The 20,863-nt window shown below is 38.2% G+C and carries 21 protein-coding genes and 1 riboswitch; of the genes, 16 read left to right on the top strand and 5 right to left on the bottom strand.

Annotated elements, in window-relative coordinates; all coding sequences use genetic code 11:
• Positions 1–295 precede the first annotated feature (295 nt).
• Both KI343_RS11380 and KI343_RS11375 read left to right on the top strand, forming a co-directional pair.
• On the top strand, positions 296–1,615 hold the full coding sequence (locus KI343_RS11380; RefSeq protein ID WP_212926538.1) for a hemolysin family protein: 1,320 nt from the start codon (positions 296–298) through the stop codon (positions 1,613–1,615).
• 270 nt (positions 1,616–1,885) lie between these two features.
• Positions 1,886–2,617, top strand: a complete 732-nt coding sequence (locus KI343_RS11375) for a VLRF1 family aeRF1-type release factor (protein ID WP_212926537.1) — start codon at positions 1,886–1,888, stop codon at positions 2,615–2,617.
• Between the two features lie 100 nt (positions 2,618–2,717).
• Here KI343_RS11375 and KI343_RS11370 read toward each other — a convergent pair whose 3' ends face one another.
• The 4 genes from KI343_RS11370 to KI343_RS11355 all read right to left on the bottom strand — a co-directional run bounded on the left by KI343_RS11370 (position 2,718) and on the right by KI343_RS11355 (position 5,490).
• Positions 2,718–3,161 carry an SH3 domain-containing protein gene (locus tag KI343_RS11370; protein ID WP_212926536.1) on the bottom strand — a complete coding sequence of 148 codons (444 nt, stop codon included), beginning with the start codon at positions 3,159–3,161 and terminating at the stop codon, positions 2,718–2,720.
• Positions 3,162–3,465: 304 nt separating this feature from the next.
• Positions 3,466–3,879, bottom strand: a complete 414-nt coding sequence (locus tag KI343_RS11365; RefSeq protein WP_212926535.1) for a Fur family transcriptional regulator — start codon at positions 3,877–3,879, stop codon at positions 3,466–3,468.
• Positions 3,880–3,894: 15 nt separating this feature from the next.
• The gene (locus tag KI343_RS11360; RefSeq protein ID WP_212926534.1) at positions 3,895–4,719 is read right to left on the bottom strand and encodes a metal ABC transporter permease; all 825 of its coding nucleotides are present in this window, start codon (positions 4,717–4,719) and stop codon (positions 3,895–3,897) included.
• 21 nt (positions 4,720–4,740) lie between these two features.
• Positions 4,741–5,490, bottom strand: a complete 750-nt coding sequence (locus KI343_RS11355) for a metal ABC transporter ATP-binding protein (RefSeq protein WP_212926533.1) — start codon at positions 5,488–5,490, stop codon at positions 4,741–4,743.
• A 357-nt stretch (positions 5,491–5,847) separates the two neighbouring features.
• Here KI343_RS11355 and KI343_RS11350 point away from each other — a divergent pair, with 357 nt between their 5' ends.
• The 3 genes from KI343_RS11350 to KI343_RS11340 all read left to right on the top strand — a co-directional run bounded on the left by KI343_RS11350 (position 5,848) and on the right by KI343_RS11340 (position 11,360).
• The gene (locus KI343_RS11350) at positions 5,848–8,241 is read left to right on the top strand and encodes a 3-hydroxyacyl-CoA dehydrogenase/enoyl-CoA hydratase family protein (protein ID WP_212926532.1); all 2,394 of its coding nucleotides are present in this window, start codon (positions 5,848–5,850) and stop codon (positions 8,239–8,241) included.
• A 43-nt stretch (positions 8,242–8,284) separates the two neighbouring features.
• Positions 8,285–9,460 carry an acetyl-CoA C-acetyltransferase gene (locus KI343_RS11345; RefSeq protein ID WP_212926531.1) on the top strand — a complete coding sequence of 392 codons (1,176 nt, stop codon included), beginning with the start codon at positions 8,285–8,287 and terminating at the stop codon, positions 9,458–9,460.
• A gap of 115 nt (positions 9,461–9,575) precedes the next feature.
• Positions 9,576–11,360: an acyl-CoA dehydrogenase family protein gene (locus KI343_RS11340; RefSeq protein WP_212926530.1), complete on the top strand. Its 1,785-nt coding sequence runs from the start codon at positions 9,576–9,578 to the stop codon at positions 11,358–11,360.
• Positions 11,361–11,512: 152 nt separating this feature from the next.
• Here the strand turns inward: KI343_RS11340 and KI343_RS11335 are convergent, their stop codons facing one another.
• The gene (locus KI343_RS11335; protein ID WP_212926559.1) at positions 11,513–12,319 is read right to left on the bottom strand and encodes an ion transporter; all 807 of its coding nucleotides are present in this window, start codon (positions 12,317–12,319) and stop codon (positions 11,513–11,515) included.
• Between the two features lie 318 nt (positions 12,320–12,637).
• Between KI343_RS11335 and KI343_RS11330 the strand changes: the two genes are divergently transcribed.
• The 11 genes from KI343_RS11330 to sufD all read left to right on the top strand — a co-directional run bounded on the left by KI343_RS11330 (position 12,638) and on the right by sufD (position 20,852).
• On the top strand, positions 12,638–13,114 hold the full coding sequence (locus tag KI343_RS11330; RefSeq protein WP_212926529.1) for a DinB family protein: 477 nt from the start codon (positions 12,638–12,640) through the stop codon (positions 13,112–13,114).
• A gap of 33 nt (positions 13,115–13,147) precedes the next feature.
• Positions 13,148–13,504: an arsenate reductase family protein gene (locus KI343_RS11325; RefSeq protein WP_212926528.1), complete on the top strand. Its 357-nt coding sequence runs from the start codon at positions 13,148–13,150 to the stop codon at positions 13,502–13,504.
• Positions 13,505–13,686: 182 nt separating this feature from the next.
• A complete protein-coding gene (gene gcvH / locus KI343_RS11320) occupies positions 13,687–14,067 on the top strand; it encodes a glycine cleavage system protein GcvH (RefSeq protein WP_212926527.1) in 381 nt (126 codons plus the stop codon).
• A gap of 177 nt (positions 14,068–14,244) precedes the next feature.
• Positions 14,245–14,610 (top strand): toprim domain-containing protein, encoded by a 366-nt coding sequence (locus KI343_RS11315; protein WP_212926526.1) that lies wholly within the window; start codon positions 14,245–14,247, stop codon positions 14,608–14,610.
• A gap of 81 nt (positions 14,611–14,691) precedes the next feature.
• Positions 14,692–15,009, top strand: coding sequence for a thioredoxin family protein (locus KI343_RS11310; protein WP_212926525.1), 318 nt, complete (start codon positions 14,692–14,694; stop codon positions 15,007–15,009).
• Between the two features lie 103 nt (positions 15,010–15,112).
• Positions 15,113–15,212, top strand: a riboswitch (SAM riboswitch).
• Positions 15,213–15,359: 147 nt separating this feature from the next.
• Complete coding sequence (locus KI343_RS11305) at positions 15,360–16,379, top strand: methionine ABC transporter ATP-binding protein (protein ID WP_212926524.1); 1,020 nt, start codon at positions 15,360–15,362, stop codon at positions 16,377–16,379.
• Positions 16,372–17,040 (top strand): methionine ABC transporter permease, encoded by a 669-nt coding sequence (locus KI343_RS11300; RefSeq protein ID WP_212926523.1) that lies wholly within the window; start codon positions 16,372–16,374, stop codon positions 17,038–17,040. The genes KI343_RS11305 and KI343_RS11300 overlap by 8 nt, the downstream gene beginning before the upstream one ends.
• Before the next feature lie 62 nt (positions 17,041–17,102).
• Positions 17,103–17,954 carry a MetQ/NlpA family ABC transporter substrate-binding protein gene (locus KI343_RS11295; RefSeq protein WP_212926522.1) on the top strand — a complete coding sequence of 284 codons (852 nt, stop codon included), beginning with the start codon at positions 17,103–17,105 and terminating at the stop codon, positions 17,952–17,954.
• A 198-nt stretch (positions 17,955–18,152) separates the two neighbouring features.
• Positions 18,153–18,305 carry a YuzK family famiily protein gene (locus tag KI343_RS20710; protein ID WP_483874250.1) on the top strand — a complete coding sequence of 51 codons (153 nt, stop codon included), beginning with the start codon at positions 18,153–18,155 and terminating at the stop codon, positions 18,303–18,305.
• 431 nt (positions 18,306–18,736) lie between these two features.
• Complete coding sequence (gene sufC / locus KI343_RS11290; protein ID WP_212926521.1) at positions 18,737–19,525, top strand: Fe-S cluster assembly ATPase SufC; 789 nt, start codon at positions 18,737–18,739, stop codon at positions 19,523–19,525.
• A 16-nt stretch (positions 19,526–19,541) separates the two neighbouring features.
• Positions 19,542–20,852, top strand: coding sequence for a Fe-S cluster assembly protein SufD (gene sufD / locus KI343_RS11285; RefSeq protein ID WP_212926520.1), 1,311 nt, complete (start codon positions 19,542–19,544; stop codon positions 20,850–20,852).
• Positions 20,853–20,863: the final 11 nt, after the last annotated feature.

The raw sequence follows: 20,863 nt of genomic DNA, 5'->3' as shown, positions 1-20,863 counted from the left end.
AATAAGAACTAGATAGCGGAGGAAAAACACGGAGACTCCTACGGGAAAGCGCAATGGTCTTCGGTGGGGCGAGTAATCGCAGTCCCAGTGGGAAGACCCCGCAGGTAAAAAGCGATCTTCTTTTTACCGAGGAGGCTGAGCTCAAGCCCGTGGAAAGCGCAGTGTTTTTCCGTAGCGGTCGCTATTTATCAAATTTAATTTGTCAACCCTATATTTTAGTGAAGAGCCACCTAAAAAGGAATATTTAAATTTTCAGGAGGTGAAATCCTTGTGCTGTCTTGCGCAAGGATCTTAATTGGACATATCAACCTTGATTAATTTATTTGCGGTTGCCGTTTTAATCGCATTAACTGCTTTTTTTGTTATGTCAGAATTTGCTATTGTTAAAATTCGAAGTACACAGCTAGAAACGCACATTTCTGAAGGGAAAAAATCAGCTGTTTATGCTAAAAAAATCGTAACACATCTTGATGAGTATCTATCTGCTTGTCAACTGGGGATTACGATTACTGCTTTAGGAATTGGACGTTTAGCTGAGCCGACATTTGAGCGCATGCTACATCCAGCGATAGAGCAATTTAATATTGGGGCTGGATTTGTAACAACGCTATCTATCTTTATTTCTTTCCTAATTGCAACCTTTTTACACGTGGTTGTCGGGGAATTAGCGCCGAAGACATTGGCGATACAAAAAGCTGAACAGGTTACGCTCGCAGTTTCTCGGCCATTAACATGGTTTTATCGACTCTTGTTCCCGTTTATTTGGTTATTAAATGGATCAGCCCGTTTATTATCTCGAGCGGTTGGGTTAAAACCAATGAGTGGACATGAGGAGACGCATACAGAAGAAGAATTACGACTAATTCTGGCTGACAGTTATAAAAGCGGTGAAATCAATCAATCGGAAATGATGTATGTAAATAATATATTTGATTTTGATGAACGAGTAGCTCGAGAAATAATGGTTCCTCGGACAGAAATGATTTACTTTTCGTTAGAGGATAGTTTTGAAGAGAATTTGGAAATCATCCGTGAAGGTCAATTTACACGTTATCCAGTAGCTGATGAAGATAAAGATAATATTATTGGTCTAGTAAACTTAAAAGAAGTTTTTACTGGGAAATTAAATAATGACGAACCGGCAACCATTGAGGATTACGTTCGGCCAATAATTCATGTTTCCGAAGCAACACCCATTCGTCAGCTCCTCTTAAAGATGCAAAAAGAACGAATCCATATGGCGATTGTGAATGATGAATATGGAGGGACAGCAGGTTTAGTAACTGTTGAGGATATTCTAGAAGAAATTGTCGGGGATATTCGGGATGAATTTGACACAGATGAAGTGCCTGATTTTGAAAAATTAGATGATACCACTTATTTGGTTTCTGGTCGAGTCAGCCTCGATGATATTAATCAGCAGCTGGGAATTACATTAGAAGATGATGAAGTGGATACCATCGGTGGCTGGTTCTTTACCCATAACCTTGAGGCAGAGGTTGGAACTGTCATGGAATATGAGGGGTATGAGTTTGCCCTTGTTGAAAAAGACGGCTATCAAATCAAACGTGTGAAAATAACAAAGGTTTCTGAGGAAGTTTCCGAGATGGAATAGAAAATATTAAATAAATAGTAGAATAACAGTAAGATAGAAAATCCGAACGAATCTGAATCCTAATGGTAAATGGAATTCTGATGACAGTTCGGATTTTTGGTTTCAAAAAGAAACAATTTCTTCTGCAGTTATTAAGTTTAAGCTTCTTTTATTTCGGCTACATACTAAGTAGAGACTGATGATGAAGGAGGTCTTATTATCAAAGACATTCAAAATATTGTAAAAGAGTTGGAAAATGTAAGAGGAACAGGAGCAAATAAGATATTTTCAATGTATCTTAATACAGATTTAAGCGATCCGGATCAGCAAGGCGGAGAGTGGAAAATTCACTTAAAAAATGGTTTGAATAATTTTGAACATTACTTAAAAGAGGGAGGTAATGACGAAGAGCTGGAGAACTACAGAGAAGTAAAAAAGCAAGTCAAGAAGTTTATGGGAGAAATTGAAAGAAACTTCATGCGCGGAGTCATTATCATAGCTTCTGCTGACGAGGTTTTGTTTGCTGAACGTGTGCAGATGCGTCTGGAAAATGAGTTTGAATGGCAGGAAACGCCTTTACTAGATCAGTTAAAGTCTTTAGCAGAAAAATATCCGAAAACAGGAATTATTCTTGTGCAGCAAAATCAAGTGAAATTGATTGATACAAATTTAAACCAAGTTAAAGATACGACAGAATATGAATTGGATGTGGAAGAAGAAACTTGGAGGATAAAACAAGGTCCCCGCCAAGGAAGATCTGCAACAGGACTTGGTTCAGCCAACTTTCAAAAAGATCTGTTTAATGAACGTTATGAAGCAAATCAATATCGGTGGTATAAAAATATTGCTCCCAAGCTGGACAAGCAGGCAAAGGACAGGGAATGGAAGCGGATTTTCATTGTTGGAGAGGCTCCGGCATCCAAAACACTAGCAGCGGAAATGAACAAAGACGTGGAAGATGTGATCTTAAAAAATATGCTGGATCATGAAGAAAGTAAAGTTATAGAGAAAGTGCTAGACTAAATCTGCTAAGCTTTCTTCTAGAAAGATGCTTAACAACTAAAATCGTACGGCAAGCATGTAAACGTGTTAGCCGTACGATTTTTCTCTCTGAAGTTTTATTTTATTCCTCGTCAACTGATTCTAGATATTTACGGTTGGCATAGCCGGTAATATCTCCGAATGTAATTTCAATCCAGTCACTGCCGTCGTCAATCACTTGCACATGGTCGCCAAGAACCAATGTTTCTACAACCTCGTAATTGGGACCAGGACCACTGCGGATATTTAATAAATCTGCTGTGATTTGCCGTTCCTCTTCAATAATTTCGCCCTCTTCTTTCTCTTTCTCCTCCTCAGGTACAGAGACGTTAGCTTCTTCTTTTTCTGTATTTACATCCGTGTCTTCTTTTTCCTCGTCTTGTTTTGATTGGTGCATGCCCGCTACTTCACTTTGATAATCAAAGTCAGGATTATTGAATTGCCTCTGCATCATGAAAACAAATGCGATAAATATTCCTCCTGCGATACATAATAAAAACAAACGAAGTTTACTATTTTTACCCATATTACGCTGCTCCTAGTTTAATGATTTTAAAGGTAGTATACCTAACTTTTCGACATAAAGAAACAGGATTCCTAAAAAAAATTACATTTGTAACGTAATCAGGGGGAGTGCGATAAACTTAGTATGAACATCATTCTCCAACCTGAAAATATCTTTTCTTCGCAGCCTTAAAAAAACGCTGTGGAAAGTAAGCCTAACTAAAAACCCCGTTTCAAATCCTGAATGAATTTGAAACGGGGCGGTAGAAAAAAGACTTCTTCCACGTAAAGTTTTTCTGTACGTTGATTAGTATAGAAAGAAAATCTTAAGCGTGTTGACATGCAGGGCATCTGCCATAAATCTCAAATTTATGATCATCAATTTCGTAATTTGTCAGTTTTGCTGCAGCTGTATCCATTGGACAGATATCAATTTCTTTTGTCTTCCCACAATCTTTACAAATAAAATGGTGATGGTGGTGATGACTGCAGCTTAAACGGAAATGTTTTTCTCCATTTAAGTTGGTTTTTTCTAATATGCCTAGTTGATGATATAAATGCAGGTTGCGGTAAATCGTATCAAAACTAATTGCGCCATATTTATTTTCTAAATAAGCAATTAAATCTTTTGCACAGCGATAGCCGTCCTCTGACGAAAAGAATTCCAAGATATCTTTACGCTTGCCGGTTGTTTTATATCCTTTTTCTTTTAAAATATTAGTTGCATCTTGAAGATTCATTGAAAAAACCTCCGTTTATTTTCGTAATCTTTTTATTCCAATGGCGATTAGTAAAAGTATTAACGATGTGATGACAATGGTTCCTCCCGGTGGAATGTCCAGGTAGTACCCGGAAATTATTCCGAATACAACGGAAATTTCACCAAAGAGAATCGATAGAAAAATCATTTGCTTAAAACCTTTAGCAATACGCATACTTGCTGCGACTGGCAACGTCATTAATGCAGAAACTAGCAGCACACCAACAATACGGATCGAAGCAGCGATAACAAGAGCTGTTAATACAATAAATAATAAATTAATCCATTTTACATGCAGGCCCGCGATCGTTGCTTGTTCTTCATCAAAAGACATCGTAAATAATTCTTTAAAGAAGAGCCAAATAATGACAAGAACAAAAAGTGTAATGCCAGAAATAATGTAAAAATCATTGATACTTACCGCAGATACAGATCCGAATAAGTAGTTAAATAAATCTGTATTAAACCCATCTGCAATAGAGATAAAAATAACACTTAAGCCTACACCGGCAGATAAAATAATCGGGATGGAGATTTCTTGATAGGCTTTGTACACGGTGCGTAGTTTTTCGATAAAAATGGAGCCAATCACGGAAAAAACCATTCCACTATATATTGGTGATATCACCCAACCATATTTTTTCTCGGTCATTAGGCCAAATGAAATTCCCGCTAAGGTAACGTGTGAAAGAGCATCTGCTATTAGTGATTGCCTTCTCACAACGATAAATGTTCCGAGTAGCGGTGCGATAATACCAATTAAGATACCTGTAAGAAAAGTGTATCTTAAAAAGGGATAAGTTATAAAGTCCAAAAGCATTGTCTTTCCTCCAACTGTGAATTAATGCGTAACCAGGCTTACTGGATGCCCGTAAATTTGCGAAAAGTCCGTTTCCGTAAGGGATGCATATTCATCTGGATTTCCATGGAAATGCAGTGTCTTATTTAAACAAACAATATCTGTCGCATAGTCAGTCATTGTACCAGTATCATGTGTTACAAGCAGTAACGTTTTTTTGAATTCTGTATTAAGCTTATAAAGCAGCTCATAGAACCTTTTCACGTTTTCATAGTCTATCCCTACAGTAGGTTCGTCCAAAATAATCAGTTCAGGATCACTGACTAAGGCACGCGCAATAAATATCCGCTGCTGCTGACCCCCAGATAAGTTTCCTATATTTTGTTTGGTATATTCGGTCATCCCAACTTGAGCGATAGCTTCATGAATCTTTTGTTTATCTTTTTTAGATAAAAATCTAAAATAACCAAGCTGCGCAGTGAGCCCAGAAGCAACTACTTCATATACTGTTGCAGGGAACCCTTTGTTAAAAGCATTTGCTTTTTGTGAGACAAAACCGATTCGATCTTTATTTTTAAGTTTTTGAATAGGCTGCCCAAAAACCATTATTTCTCCCGTTTCCGGTTTTTCTAAGCCGAGGATTAGCCGAATTAAGGTGGTTTTCCCGCCACCGTTTGGACCAACTAATCCCATAAAGGCTCCCTTTGGAATTTCAAAGTTAATATTGTCTAAGACTTTACGAGATTCATAATGGAAGTTAATATTTGACATAGACACAACAGGCGTTGTCATGGTATCCCTCCATTTCAATTTAAACGATTTAATGTTAAAATCTAAATTACCTTACCTATGATATCGTAAGGATTACGAATTGTAAATAGGAATGATTACGATTTTTGAGGGGACCACACTAAACACATATGAAATAGGAGAGAATCGCGGTTTTCCCGTAGCGGCGGCAGGGAATTTTACTAGGTGTGGCGAAATAATAGAAATCGAATTGAAAACCCTTACGAAAATAGGGTTAAATATATTGCTAAAAGATAAATAATCCGTTATAGTATAAATAAAGTGAGATATGCCAATATCTTTATTTTTTGGCTTAAAAATGAATGAGTGTTCATTCAAGAAAGGCTGGAGGATTGTTAAATGACTTATTCCATTAAAAGCGTTGCAGTAATAGGTTCAGGGGTTATGGGATCTGGTATTGCTGCTCATTTAGCGAATTTAGGATTATCCGTAACCATGTTTGACAGAGTACCAGATTCATTGACGGACAAGGAGAAAAAACAGGGACTTACGTTGGAAGACAGGCAGGTAAGAAATCGAATTGTCGAGGAGAGCAAAAAAAAGCTGTTAAAACAAAAGCCATCTCCTATTACGTCTAAAAAGAGCTTAGCATTAATTCATATTGCTAATCTGGAAGATGACCTAGAGATTCTATCTGAGGTAGACTGGATTGTCGAAGTTATTGTGGAGAACTTAGAAGCGAAAAAAGCATTGTTTAAAAAGGTCGACAAATATCGTAAAGAAGGAACGATTGTCAGTTCGAATACATCCGGGATTTCTGTAGAAGCAATGATAGAGGACTCCTCAAAAGATATGCAGGAACATTTTTTAGGAACGCACTTTTTTAATCCGCCGCGTTATTTAAAATTATTAGAAGTCATTCCTACAGAAAAGACAAAACCAGAAGTGCTTTCCTTTATGAAGACTTTTGGAGAAGATGTATTAGGAAAAGGTGTTGTGGAAGCGAAGGACACACCAAACTTTATTGCGAATCGGATTGGGACATATGGACTTTTGGTAACGGTACAGGAAATGCAGAAGCAAGGACTTGGTGTTGGTGAAGTAGATTCTATTACTGGACCATTAATTGGCAGACCGAAAAGTGCAACATTCCGTACACTGGATGTAGTTGGGATTGATACCTTTTATCATGTAGCAAACAACGTGTATCATCATGTGTCTGATTCCAAAGAGAAAGAAGTTTTTAAGGTTCCAGACTTTTTAAAGCAGATGATTGAAAAGGGTTGGATTGGCGCAAAAAGCGGAAAAGGGTTTTATGAAAAGAAAAAAGATAGAACAATTGTTGAAATCAATCCGGATACACTTGACTATCAGGAAAGAAAGAAGTTAAAAACAGCAGCAGTAGAATTAGCAAAGCAGGAAAAAGGCGTTAAACGAAAAATGAAAGCGCTTGTAAATAAAAAAGGGGATAAAGCTTCCGATTTTATCTGGTCCGTTCTGAAACCTACATTATTATACTCTGCTGATTTAGTAGGTGAAATTGCTGATGATGTTGTTTCTATTGATGACGCAATGAAGTGGGGATTCGGCTGGGAATTAGGTCCATTCGAAATATGGGATGCGATTGGTGTGCGTGCTGCAGTTGAACGGATGCAGGATGAAGACGTATCCGTACCGAGCTGGGTGCTGGATATGTTAGAAGGTGGAAATGAAACCTTCTATAAGCAAGAAAATGGAGATATTTACTTCTTCCATGACGATGAATATAAACGGAAAGAAGTAAATAAGAAAGAAATATCGTTAGCAGCGATTAAACAGCAAAAAGGCGTTATTAAGAAAAATACAGGTGCGAGTCTTATTGATATCGGCGATGATGTTGCCTTACTAGAATTCCATTCACGAAGTAATGCGATCGGCCTTGATATTATCCAGATGGTGAATGCGTCCATTGAAGAAGTAAATAAAAATTATAAAGGGCTTGTGATTGGAAATCAGGGCAAAAATTTCTGTGTTGGAGCGAATTTAGCGATGATGCTAATGGAAGCACAGGATGACAATATTTTTGAATTAGATTTGGTTATCCGCCAATTTCAAAATATGACAATGAATATTAAATATGCCGACAAACCAGTAGTAGTTGCACCATTTAATATGACGTTAGGTGGCGGAGCAGAAGTGTCTTTACCAGCTGCTGCTATCCAAGCTTCTCCAGAAACCTATATGGGACTTGTAGAGTTTGGTGTTGGACTGATTCCTGGAGGAGGAGGTACAAAAGAACTTTATTTAAAAGAGCTTAGAAACCTTCCTGAAGGCGTCGATATTGATTTAACAAAGGTTGCAAATGATGTTTTTGAAAAAGTAGCAACTGCGAAAGTATCTACTTCTGCAAAAGAGGCAATGGAAAATGGTTATCTAAATAAAAATGACCGCATTAGCAAGAATCCAGATCATGTCCTCTATGATGCAAAAAATCGCGTCCTATCTTTATTCCATGCAGGATATGAAAAACCTGCCCGGGAAAAGATTCCAGTTGTTGGGGAAGCTGGTTATGCAGCCATGGTAATGGGAGCGAAATCCTTACATTATAGCGGCTATGCTTCAAAACACGATTTGAAAATTGCTGAAAAATTGGCCTATGTTTTATCTGGCGGAAGAATAAAAGAGGGTACAGAGATTGATGAACAGGTAATGCTCGATCTAGAAAGAGAGGCATTCCTTAGCTTAATTGCAGAACCGCTGACACAGCAAAGAATGCAGCACATGCTGGTAAAAGGAAAGCCATTACGTAATTAATCACGAAAAGTGAATGAACACGTATTTAAAGGAGGACACGTCTGTGAAAGAAGCAGTGATTGTAGCTGGTGCAAGAACACCAGTAGGGAAAGCAAATAAAGGATCATTACGGGATGTCAGACCAGACGATCTCGCTGCACTTACAGTAAAAGAAACATTAAAGAGAGCTGGCGATTATCAGGGCCCGATTGATGACGTTATTATTGGGTGTGCTATGCCAGAAGCAGAGCAAGGGATGAATATGGCGCGAAATATTGCCGGGCTGGCTGGATTAAGCCATGATGTGCCGGGAATTACAGTAAATCGTTACTGTGCTTCTGGGCTGCAGACAATTGCCTACGGTGCGGAACGAATTATGGTTGGCGGTGCGGATGCGATTATCGCCGGCGGTGCAGAGTCTATGTCCATGATCCCGATGGGCGGGCATGTTATTAAACCAAATCCGACATTAGTTGAAAATGCACCAGAATACTACATGAACATGGGGCATACAGCAGAAGAAGTAGCAAATCGATTTGAAATTTCCAGAGCAGATCAGGATGCCTTCGCAGTACAAAGTCATGAGCGCGCTGCAAAAGCACTGGAGAAAGGCCTGTTCAAAGATGAAATTGTTCCTGTAGAAGTGAAGCAGCGCTTTGTCGGAAAAAATAATAAGATTGAAGAAAAATCTTTCTCCTTTGAAATGGATGAAGGGGTTCGTGCAGACACCAATATAGAGGTTTTAAGTTCACTGCGTCCGGCTTTTCATGTAAAAGGAAGTGTCACCGCCGGGAATTCTTCGCAAATGAGTGATGGAGCGGCTTCTGTTTTATTAATGGAGAAAGAGAAAGCCGAAGCAGAGGGATTAACGCCGATTTTAAAGTTCCGTTCCTTTGCTGTCGCCGGAGTAGAGCCAGAAATTATGGGAGTCGGTCCGGTAGAAGCTATTCCGAAAGCTGTCAAGATGGCTGGATTAGAGCTGGCTGACATTGGCTTATTTGAATTAAATGAAGCCTTTGCCTCACAAGCATTAAGAGTAATCAGAGCATTAGATTTAGATGTAGATAAAGTAAATGTAAATGGTGGCGCTATTGCATTAGGCCATCCGCTGGGCTGCACGGGAACAAAGCTAACAGTCAGCTTAATGCATGAAATGAAGCGGAGAAATGAACAATTTGGAATTGTAACAATGTGTATTGGCGGCGGTATGGGAGCTGCAGGGGTGTTTGAGCTTCTATGACGCTGAAAAATGTCCGTATAGAAGAAAAATGAATCTATCAGACTGCGATTTTGCGGACGACAACAATCGGAATAAATTTTTATTTTATAATCCAATTGAAAAAGGAGAATGAATGATGAGCGAAACAAAAGAAAAGTTATTTAAAGGCGGCGGATTTTTAGTAGAGGATATTACCGGAGAAGACATTATTACACCGGAAGATTTTACAGATGAGCATAAGATGATTGCAAAAACGACAGAGGACTTCGTGTTAGGTGAAGTTGTTCCTAAGATTGATAATCTAGAAAATCACGAATTTGAGCATTCCGTTGAATTGCTAAAAAAAGCAGGGGAATTAGGTTTATTAGGTGCCGATGTTCCTGAAGCATATGGCGGTCTGGCGCTGGATAAAATTAGCTCTTCTTTAATTACGGAGAAGTTTTCCCGTGCAGGCGGTTTCTCTATTACACATGGGGCGCATGTTGGTATCGGATCACTGCCAATAGTCTTTTTCGGGAATGAGGCGCAGAAGAAAAAGTATTTACCTAAGTTAGCTACTGGCGAGTTGATTGCCGCTTATGCGTTGACAGAGCCAAGTTCTGGTTCTGATGCACTCGGAGCAAAAACAACCGCAAAATTAAACGATGCTGGAACACATTATATTTTAAACGGGGAAAAGCAATGGATTACGAATTCGGCCTTTGCTGATGTCTTTGTTGTCTATGCGAAGATCGATGGCGAGCATTTCAGTGCTTTTATTGTTGAGAGAGAATTTCCTGGTGTGTCTACGGGAGCCGAAGAAAAGAAAATGGGTATTAAGAGCTCTTCTACAAGAACACTTATCTTAGAAGATGCAGAAGTTCCTGTGGAAAACTTGTTAGGTGAAAAAGGCAGAGGGCACGTAATTGCCTTTAATATTTTAAATGTCGGCCGTTATAAATTAGCTGTTGGCGGAATTGGCGGGTCCAAGCGTGCGCTAGAGTTATCCGCAAAATATGCAAATGAGCGTAAACAATTCCAAACACCGATTTCAAGTTTTTCTCTGACTCAGGAAAAATTAGCAACCATTGCTTCTAAAATCTATGCAAATGAAAGTGCTGTATACCGTACAGTAGGCTTATTTGAACAACGAATGGGCTCCTTATCCGATGAACAATTGCAGGATGGACGTGAGGTTGCCAAGGCCATTGCGGAATATCAAATTGAATGCTCGATGACGAAATACATGGCTACAGAATTATTAGATTATGCAGCAGATGAAGCTGTACAGTTGCATGGCGGGTACGGTTTTATGCAGGAGTATGAAGTAGAGCGTATTTACCGCGACTCTCGTATTAACCGTATTTTTGAGGGAACGAATGAAATCAACCGGCTAATTGTACCAGGCACATTACTGAAAAAAGCAATGAAAGGCGAACTGCCATTATTAGAAAAAGCACAGGGACTGCAAGAAGAATTAATGATGATGATGCCAGAAGAAGTAGGAACGGAAGCATTGGATCAAGAAAAATATTTATTAAGAAACGCCAAAAAGTTGATTTTACTAGGTGCTGGATTAGCAGCGCAGAAGTTTGGCAAAAAGTTAGAGCGTGAACAAGAAATTCTTATTAAATTGGCGGATATGACAGCGGAAGTATTTAATATGGAGTCTGCTATTCTGCGCACAGAAAAAGCAATTGCCAAAGAAGGACGAGAAAAGGCACAACAAAAGTTACTTTATACGGAAGTTTATGTTCAGGAAGCATTTAATCGAATGGAAGCAGCAGCAAAAGAAATATTAATTACCGTAGAAGAAGGAGATACATTGCGGACTTTTCTTTCTTCATTACGAAAGCTTACTAGATTTACACCAATCAATGTGGTCAAAAAGAAACGTGAAATTGCTGCAAAAATTATTGAAGAAGAAAAATATATCGTGTAAAGCTACAAAGATAGGAAAAAGGCGCAACTCGAATAGTGCGCCTTCTTCTTAATTTAAGAAAAAAGTGAATGCCTTAATATGTTTATTTTAGAAATTGAAAAAATACCAGTATAAGTTTAAGAAAAATCAACAGTCCCTGAAAAAGGTCTCTCTTAATCTACTGACTTTTCATTTTGAGCGATTTTTTTTAATAAATCTTTCATTTCTTTTATTTCTCTATCCATTTCTTCCAGTTTTTTGTCTGTTGGGGTAGGTGTCTCCTCACGACTTGCTTCTTCGACATTATTAACGATCACACCCACGAATAAATTTACGATAACGAATGCCCCAATTAAAATGAAAGTGACGAAATACCACCAAGAGGAAGGGTCTTGCTCTAGAATAGGGTACATTACCCCGCTTGCCCATGATTCTAATGTGATTACTTGAAATAATGTGAGTAAGCTTCGGTGTAACGAGCCAAAGTATTCAGGTGAAATGGACCCAAATAGTGTGGTTCCAATAACGCCATAGATATAGAAAAATAGTCCTAACAGAATTGTGATGGTTCCCATCGAGGGAATAGTAAGCAACAAGGCATTAACAATTTTTCTAAGAGAAGGGATAATTGATATTGCTCTTAAGACTCGAAGAACTCTTAGAATTCGTAACACAATAATGTAACTAGAGCCAAGGAATACGAAACTCGCAGATACAATAACAAAATCAAATATATTCCATGGATTTTTGAAAAAAGTAATCGGGGAAGAACTCCCTATTAAACGGATAATAATTTCAATGGTAAATACGATTAATAATAGTGTATCCAACCAATAAATGGTGGAACCAAAACGGTTCGAGATGGAAGGATACGTTTCAAATCCGACAATAATTGCATTAAGGACGATGAGTCCAATAATCACGTTTATGAATGTTTTATTTTCTGCAATAGCAGAACACCTTGCTTGCAAAGATTTTATCGTCATGAAATTCCCGCTGCTCCTTTGTCTTTTATAATTACTTTACTGAATCTATAAAAATACGTAGATGCGATTATGGCTCTTATTCTTTTCAACTATTATTGTACGAATTCTTCTCCATCTTGTCACTTTTGATGACAATTGCAATTTGTTATACAGTGACTCAATATACTGGAATACTTCTCTGGATTCATGGTACCCTACATATAAACAGGATACTTCAATCGGTGAGAAAAATGGTGCTTTACCTGCTGTACTTTCTGACCGAAAACAGTTATCCCGCGAAGTAATATTACATTTCCAAAGGAGGAAAAACTTGTGTATCGAAAACTAAACGACTTTTTAACAGAGTGGTCAGAGTCTGCTGACGGAACAAAATCGGTCTTAAAAGCTTTAGAAGATGAAAAACTGAACCAATCGATTACAGAGGGACATAACAGCCTTGGTTGGTTAGGATGGCATTTAGTTAACAGTCCTGTTTTTTTCATGAATTTAGTTGGGGTTGAGCTAGAATCTCCGTATGATCCAGATAAAGTTCCCGCAAAAGCAAGTGAAATTCTAGAAGCTTATGAATATATTTCAAATCTTGTTGTAGAGAAAACAAAAGAGCAGCTGACAGATGATGCTTTGGTAGATGAGGTGGACAACTTTGGCGGACCTGCACCAAAAGGAAGCATTTTGCGTATATTGGTCAACCATCAAATTCATCATCGCGGGCAGATGACCGTTTTACTTAGACAAGCTGGTTTGAAGGTACCTGGAGTTATGGGGCCGACAAAAGAAGATCAGCAATAACAGTGATTACCAAGAAATAGCGGAGGAATAAACATGACATTATCTTTTTACTGGTATCCAAAATGCGGTACATGCAGAAATGCGAAAAAATGGTTAGATGAAAATCAAATCGATTACAAGCCAATTCATATTGTGGAAGAACCACCAAGTGAAAACCAAATACGCAGCTGGATGGAGACAAGTGACATACCGGCGAAGAAGTTCTTTAACACAAGTGGTAAAAAATACCGCGAGTTGCAATTAAAAGAAAAAATAAATGATTTATCCCATCAGGAAATGGCGGAAATCTTAGCTTCTGATGGCATGTTAATAAAAAGACCGATCCTGACAGACGGAGAGAAAGTGACAGTTGGTTTTAAAGAAGAAACTTATTCATCAGTTTGGAAGTAAAGGAAATAGAAGTACGTGGTCAAAAAAGAAGGATAACAAAGACGAAGAAGTTCCTTTTCGAAGTAGTCTTGTTACTGCATTTTTTAGAATAATCTCTAGAAATTAGATTCACTTCGATGTATAGTTAAATAGTAGTTAAATAGAATATTCAATAGTGGAATGAAAATTTGGAGGGATACGAAATGAGCTTACCAGAAGATTATTTATATTCAAAGGAACATGAATGGGTAAAAAAAGAAGATGGAAAAGTTCGTATCGGAATTACTGCCTTTGCGCAAGATGAGCTAGGTGATATTGTCTTTGTAGAGTTGCCAGAAGTTGGTGACACGATCGAAGTAAATGAGCCGTTTGGAAGTGTGGAGTCTGTTAAAACCGTATCCGAGCTATATGCTCCAGTAAGCGGGAAAGTTGTAGAGGTAAACGAAGCATTAGAAGATAGTCCAGAGCTTGTGAATGAATCGCCGCATGAAAAAGCATGGATGGTTGTTGTGGAGTTAGATGATGACAATGATTTAGCTGAATTATTAGATGTTGCAGCATATCAAGCATTGACGGAAGAATAGAATATCTTACCCTCGTTTAGAGATAGTGAAACTGCCAGGTCCTGGACCTGAAGTCTTCAACAGGCTTTAAAAAGGGCTAGAAAAGAGCTGACTTTTCCACAATCGTGTATAGTTTGCTCTTTTCTTTTCATATACTATAGAAAAAAGCATTTTAGTTGCGATAAGGAGTGCAAAACGATGATGGAAGATGATTACAACTCGGTCATAATCGTTGAAGGGTTATCTGATAAAAGGCATATTGAAAAAATCCTGGACGATAATACCATCACCATTGTTTGTACGAACGGAACCATTGGCGTAGAAAAATTTGAAGAACTGTTAGAATGCTATCATTTGGATGACACGGATGTATTTATTCTGGTAGATGAGGACGATTCCGGAATAAAACTTCGAAAACAGTTGTCAAAGGAATTACCGCACGCCGAGCATATTTATATCAGCAGCGAGTTTCGAGAAGTGGCTGCTACACCAATGAAAACGTTGGCGAGTATCTTGGCAGGAAAGCGAATTGGAATTGACCTTAATTATCTTGCAAAGTGGTAAAGAAAAACGTTAAAATGAAGAAAGGATAGGAGGCAGTTCATTCCTTCTAATATTCATGGAAAGTAGAAAGAGGGAAAGACCTTGAAACAGTTTAACGAAACAGAAATAAATAATGACCGCTTTATACTATATATTTATACACCGTTTTGCGGAACTTGTTCTGTAGCCCGTGCTATGCTTGAAAATGTGGAAAGAATGCAGCAAGAGATTATTTTTACAGAGATGAATGCTTCCATGCACCCGGAATTTATGCAAAATCACAAAGTGGAGAGTGTCCCGTGTCTTGCCTTTATGGAAGATGGACAAATGATAGAAAAAGTATATACATTCCAGTCTACAGCGAATATTTATCAATATTTAATGAAGTATAAACCAGAATTATTTGCATCCATGAATTAGGCTGTTTATGGTACGTAAAAGTGAGTGCTTTTAGCATGCCTTTATTGACAATGCACCCGATCGCATGCTACTATAAGGACACTTGATTAATAAAATATGAAAACTCTTATCTAGAGCGGTGGAGGGACTGGCCCTTTGAAACCGCGGCAACCTTCAGTTATTGAAAAGGTGCCAACTCCTGCAAGCAATTTGAAAGATGAGAGGACAATGGACGATATATTATGTTTTGTGGCGTCTTTCTGTTCTCTAGCAGAAAGGCGTTTTTTAGTTCTGTTTTGGGAGTAGAAAAAAATGGTAGTATAAATTGCGGAATAAGAAAACATGGTGGTATACACATAGGAGTGAAAAAATTGATATCCATTGAAGGATTAAGGAAGGTTTTTCCTTTAAATAAAAAAGATGTTATTGCTGTAGATAATATCAATCTTACAGTAGAAGATGGAGACATATACGGCGTAATAGGTTACAGCGGCGCTGGGAAAAGTACATTCGTGCGGCTTATCAATCGTTTGGAGGAGCCCACAGGCGGTACGGTGAAAATAGGTGATCAAGTCATTACCTCTTTATCTAAAAATGATCTGCGAATCGCCAGACAAGATATCGGCATGGTCTTCCAGCATTTTAATTTGCTTTGGTCTCGAACGGTTGCTGAAAATATTGAATTTCCTCTTGAAATTGCCGGTGTAGAGAAAAGCAAACGCAGAAAACGCGTCCTGGAATTAATTGATTTAGTTGGACTAGCCGGCAAGGAAAATGCTTATCCTGCCCAGCTGAGTGGTGGACAAAAACAGCGGGTTGGAATTGCGAGAGCTTTAGCTAACTCTCCAAAGGTATTGCTTTGTGATGAAGCAACTTCCGCCCTTGATCCAGAAACAACAAATCAAATCTTGCGTTTACTACAAGATATTAACGAGAAATTAGGATTAACCATTATCTTAATCACTCATGAGATGCACGTTATACGTAAAATTTGTAATCGAGTAGCCGTGATGGAGCAAGGGAAGGTCGTAGAAGAAGGCGAAGTGATTGATGTATTTACCAGTCCGAAGCAGCCTGTTACCAAGAAGTTTGTAGAACAGCTGACAGGTTCAGATGAAGAGGAAGACATTACTGCGATGAAAGAAAAATATCAAGAAGGCGCCTTGTTACGAATTCAATTTTTAGGAGAAAGCGCTAATCAAACAGTCATCAGTCAGCTGGCAAAAGATCTGGATATTCATATTAATATTCTGCAAGGAAAAATTACACAGACACAGGTTGGAAGCTACGGAACGTTAATCGTTCAACTGATAGGAAATCAGCAGGAGCAAGCTATCCAATATTTAGAGAAACAGAATGCCATTGAATTGGAGGTAATTCAACATGCTTGAGGAATTATTTCCAAACTTAGCAGCAGAGGATTTAGTCGAAGCATCCTATGAAACGCTTTATATGACCGCGATTGCGATGGTAGGAACAACGATCCTTGGTTTACTTTTAGGGTTACTGTTGTTTTTAACTTCGAAAGGGAATTTCTGGGCAAATCGGCCAATTAACTTTATCGTTGCCGTTTTTGTAAATGTGTTTCGCGCGATTCCCTTTATCATATTAATTTTATTATTGTTCCCATTTACCAATTTAGTAGTAGGAACGATACGCGGTCCCAACGCAGCTTTGCCGGCATTAATTTTAGGATCTGCTCCATTCTATGCAAGACTAGTTGAAATTGCCTTGAAGGAAGTAGATAAAGGAGTAGTAGAAGCTGCAAAAGCGATGGGAGCAAAAGCAAGTACCATTATCTTTAAAGTCTTGCTTCCTGAGTCCAAGCCTGCACTTGTTTCCGGCTTAACTGTCACAGCTATCGCTTTGATTGGTTATACCGCGATGGCAGGGGCTATCGGAGCTGGCGGATTAGGAAATTATGCATATTATTTTGGATTCCAGCGAAAAAGCTGGGACGTTGTTTTTGCTTGCACAGTGATTATCGTACTAATCGTATTTATATTCCAATTTATTGGGGATGCTATTACAAGGAAAATAGATAAACGTTAATGAGGTGGCATTCAAGAAATTCTTGATTCACATAATAATTAGAAAAAAAGGGGAGTAATTACATGAAGAAACTTTGGTTTTTAGCTGTAGCGAGCATTATCTTATTACTAGCAGCATGTGGAGGAAATGATGCGTCTTCAGATGATGCTGATAATGGAGATGCTGACCAATCCACAAAAATTACAGTAGGTGCCTCCAGTGTTCCTCACTCAGAAATCCTGGAAGAAGCAAAACCTTTATTGGAAGAAGAAGGAATTACATTAGAAATTGAGCAATACGAAGATTATGTTTTACCTAATGACGATTTAGAAGGCGAAAGAATTGATGCGAACTTTTTCCAACACCAGCCGTTTCTCGATCAGACAGTAAAAGATGCTGGATATGAGATTGAATCTATTGGCGGTATTCACGTAGAGCCAATGGGCGTGTACTCAAAAGGGATTAAAAACATAGAGGATATTCCAGACGGAACAGAAGTTGTTCTTAGTAATTCTGTGTCAGACCAAGGCCGTATTTTATCTTTATTTGAAGCTAATGGATTAATTACTTTGGATGAAAATGTGGATAAAGTAGCGGCAACAATAGATGATATTGTAGAAAATCCAAAAGATTTATCTTTCCACCCAGATGTTGCTCCAGAAGTTACACCTGATATCTATAACGCGGAAGAGGATTCTTTAGTAGTTATCAATACGAACTTTGCCATTGGGGCGGGTTTAAATCCGCTTGAAGATGCGCTCTTCATTGAAGGAGACGAATCTGATTATGTGAATGTCATTGCTGTTCGTTCCGAGGATAAAGATAATGAAGCATTAAATAAATTAGTTGAGGTGTTACAATCACAAGAAATGCAAGATTTTATGCTAGAAAACTATGAGGGAGCAGTTATTCCAACCCCAACAGATGCAAAATAACGAGTATTTAAGAAGAATTATAAGCATCTGGGACTTTATTCTATCGTGAAGTCCGATAATCCATCACTTTTCCGAAAATAAACGTTTAAATCGGTTTTGAGCGGGAATTATACTTGTGTTAACATAATAAATGTGTTAAACAAATTGAAAGGATGATTCATTATTCCCACTGAGAATAGTTTAAACTACACTTCGGAGATGGAAAAAGGGATTGGAAAATCAAGAGGTGTTAACTACGAAGAGTATCGCAGAAGCTTTGAAAAGAAATTAAACGTGGAAAAACAAAGGGAAAAGGAATATCAAGACGCAAAAATGGTCACATCGGGAATAGAATTTAACCGTATTAAATAAGTGAAATAGGAGCTGGTGTCAAACGACATCAGCTTTTTAAAGTGCGAAAACGGCTGATGCAATCTTTAGTCAGATGGATGGTTTCAAATGCGAAGGAAGCTGCCATGCCTGCGAACAACGATTAATTTTAGGAGATAGATATGGCAATGAAACTGACTAGGCCGGAAAAAGGAATCAGGACATTCCATGGTCTGCCAAAGATATTGTGGAAGAGTCATAAGAAGTAATATTAAATTAAATTTTCCTTTTTTTACAAAATTAAGTTGGAAACGTCTAAAAAAATCTTGCTTCAAGCCATATTTCAACACATGTTAAAGACGAACAATAACAGTTGCGAATTAATTTGAAATGCTTTAAGATTGTAATGAGAATAAATTGAGAATGGATATACTATTCATTTCATTTAAAATAAAGTTTTGGAGGTATGATTTATGTCAGGCTCAGTATTAGAAATTAAGAATCTTCATGTATCCATTGAAGACAAAGAGATATTAAAAGGGGTAGACCTAACGATTAAAGGTGGAGAATTCCATGCAATCATGGGACCAAACGGTACAGGTAAATCCACATTAGCCTCTGCTATTATGGGACATCCAAAATATGAAGTTACAGAAGGAACAATCACACTTGACGGGGAAGATGTATTGGAAATGGAAGTAGACGAACGTGCTCGCGCTGGTCTATTTTTAGCAATGCAGTACCCAAGTGAAATTAGCGGTGTAACAACTTCTGATTTCTTACGTTCTGCAATCAATGCACGCCGTGAAGAAGGTGATGAAATTCCTTTAATGAAATTCATCAAAAAATTAGACCAAGATTTAGACTACCTTGATATAGATCAAAATATGGCAACTCGTTACCTGAACGAAGGATTCTCAGGCGGGGAGAAAAAACGTAACGAAATCCTTCAATTAATGCAATTACAACCAGAAATCGCTATCCTTGATGAAATTGACTCTGGACTGGATATCGATGCATTAAAAGTAGTATCAAAAGGAATCAACAAAATGCGTTCTGATGACTTTGGCTGCTTAATTATTACACACTATCAACGTCTATTAAACTACATTACGCCTGACTTCGTACACGTGATGATGCAAGGGAAAGTTGTAAAATCTGGTGGTCCAGAACTTGCAAAACGTCTTGAAGCAGAAGGATACGAATGGATTAAAGAAGAACTAGGAATTGAAGACGAAGAAACTGCAGAACAAAACGCGTAAAGTAAGGAGGGATAACATGACTGTAGAGACAAAGCTTCCATTCAATCAAGAGTATATTCAAGCATTTTCCAAAGACCGTAATGAACCCGGCTGGATGGCTACGCTTCGTTCAAAAGCTTTGGAAATGGCAGATTCACTAGAAATGCCAAAACCGGATAAAACAAAAATTGCAAACTGGAATTTCACAGATTTCCAACATGTCTATAAAGAAGCAGATAAAATTGCTTCTCTTGATGAATTACCTGAACAATTAAAAGCATATTTTGATGAAGATACCAATATGGAGAATCTATATATCCAACGTAACCAAACTGCGGCTTATAATAGTCTCGCTCAGGATCTTCAAGATAAAGGTGTTATTTTTACAGATATATTCACAGCAATCAATGAGCATAGTGACCTTGTCGAAAAATACTATATGAATGATGCTGTTGCAGTTGACCAGAACCGTTTAACAGCGCTTCATGCTGCACTTATGAACGGCGGCGTATTCGTTTATGTTCCTAAGAATGTACAAATCGAAGAACCGCTTCAAGCAATCTTCTGGCATGAAGATGCAGATAGTGCATTATTGAATCACGTTCTTGTTGTCGCAGAAGAAGGCAGCTCTCTAACATATGTAGAAAACTATATTTCTCATAATGATACAGAAGAAACTGTTGCTAATCTTGTAACAGAAGTATTTGCTCACGAGAATGCACAAGTTGCTTATGGTGCAGTTGATAACTTTGCAGCAGGAACAACAACGTACATGAACCGCCGCGGAGTTGCTAAACGGGACGCACAAATTAACTGGGCACTTGGTCAAATGAACGATGGAAATACGGTTTCGGAAAACATTACGTATCTATTAGGCGATAATGCAAACTCAGAAGCAAAAGCTGTTTCTGTCGGACGTGGAAAACAAACACAAAACTTCACATCAAGTATTCGTCAGTTTGGAAAACAAACAGATGCTTATATTTTACAGCGCGGTGTTATGAAAGGTGCAGCTACCACTATCTTTAACGCTATCGGTAAAATTGAACATGGCGGTACAAAATCGAACTCTGAGCAAGAATCTCGCGTATTAATGCTAAGTGAAAAATCTCGTGGAGATGCCAATCCAATCCTTCTTATTGATGAAGATGATGTAACAGCAGGCCACGCAGCTTCTGTCGGCCGTGTGGATCCATTGCAAATGTACTACCTTATGAGCAGAGGATTAGAGCGTGAAGAAGCAGAACGTCTGGTTATTCACGGATTCTTAGATCCAGTTGTATCTCAAATTCCAATTGAGTCTGTTCGTAAGCAATTAACACAAGTAATTGAAAGGAAAGTTAATTAATGGGTGTCAAA

This window comes from Oceanobacillus sp. J11TS1 (genome assembly GCF_018333215.1).
Taxonomy (GTDB): Bacteria; Bacillota; Bacilli; order Bacillales; family Amphibacillaceae; genus Oceanobacillus.
Note: the sequence above shows the minus strand (reverse complement) of the source record. Positions and strands in the feature narration are given on the sequence as shown.

Coding starts and splice junctions, on each gene's coding strand:
- KI343_RS11300 (WP_212926523.1), top strand. CDS start 16,372: ATGCTTGAGGAATTATTTCCAAACTTAGCAGCAGAGGATTTAGTCGAA.
- KI343_RS20710 (WP_483874250.1), top strand. CDS start 18,153: ATGGAAAAAGGGATTGGAAAATCAAGAGGTGTTAACTACGAAGAGTAT.
- KI343_RS11355 (WP_212926533.1), bottom strand. CDS start 5,490: ATGACAACGCCTGTTGTGTCTATGTCAAATATTAACTTCCATTATGAA.
- KI343_RS11315 (WP_212926526.1), top strand. CDS start 14,245: ATGATGGAAGATGATTACAACTCGGTCATAATCGTTGAAGGGTTATCT.
- KI343_RS11325 (WP_212926528.1), top strand. CDS start 13,148: ATGACATTATCTTTTTACTGGTATCCAAAATGCGGTACATGCAGAAAT.
- gcvH (WP_212926527.1), top strand. CDS start 13,687: ATGAGCTTACCAGAAGATTATTTATATTCAAAGGAACATGAATGGGTA.
- KI343_RS11295 (WP_212926522.1), top strand. CDS start 17,103: ATGAAGAAACTTTGGTTTTTAGCTGTAGCGAGCATTATCTTATTACTA.
- sufD (WP_212926520.1), top strand. CDS start 19,542: ATGACTGTAGAGACAAAGCTTCCATTCAATCAAGAGTATATTCAAGCA.
- KI343_RS11375 (WP_212926537.1), top strand. CDS start 1,886: ATGTATCTTAATACAGATTTAAGCGATCCGGATCAGCAAGGCGGAGAG.
- KI343_RS11340 (WP_212926530.1), top strand. CDS start 9,576: ATGAGCGAAACAAAAGAAAAGTTATTTAAAGGCGGCGGATTTTTAGTA.
- KI343_RS11370 (WP_212926536.1), bottom strand. CDS start 3,161: ATGGGTAAAAATAGTAAACTTCGTTTGTTTTTATTATGTATCGCAGGA.
- KI343_RS11360 (WP_212926534.1), bottom strand. CDS start 4,719: ATGCTTTTGGACTTTATAACTTATCCCTTTTTAAGATACACTTTTCTT.
- sufC (WP_212926521.1), top strand. CDS start 18,737: ATGTCAGGCTCAGTATTAGAAATTAAGAATCTTCATGTATCCATTGAA.
- KI343_RS11365 (WP_212926535.1), bottom strand. CDS start 3,879: ATGAATCTTCAAGATGCAACTAATATTTTAAAAGAAAAAGGATATAAA.
- KI343_RS11350 (WP_212926532.1), top strand. CDS start 5,848: ATGACTTATTCCATTAAAAGCGTTGCAGTAATAGGTTCAGGGGTTATG.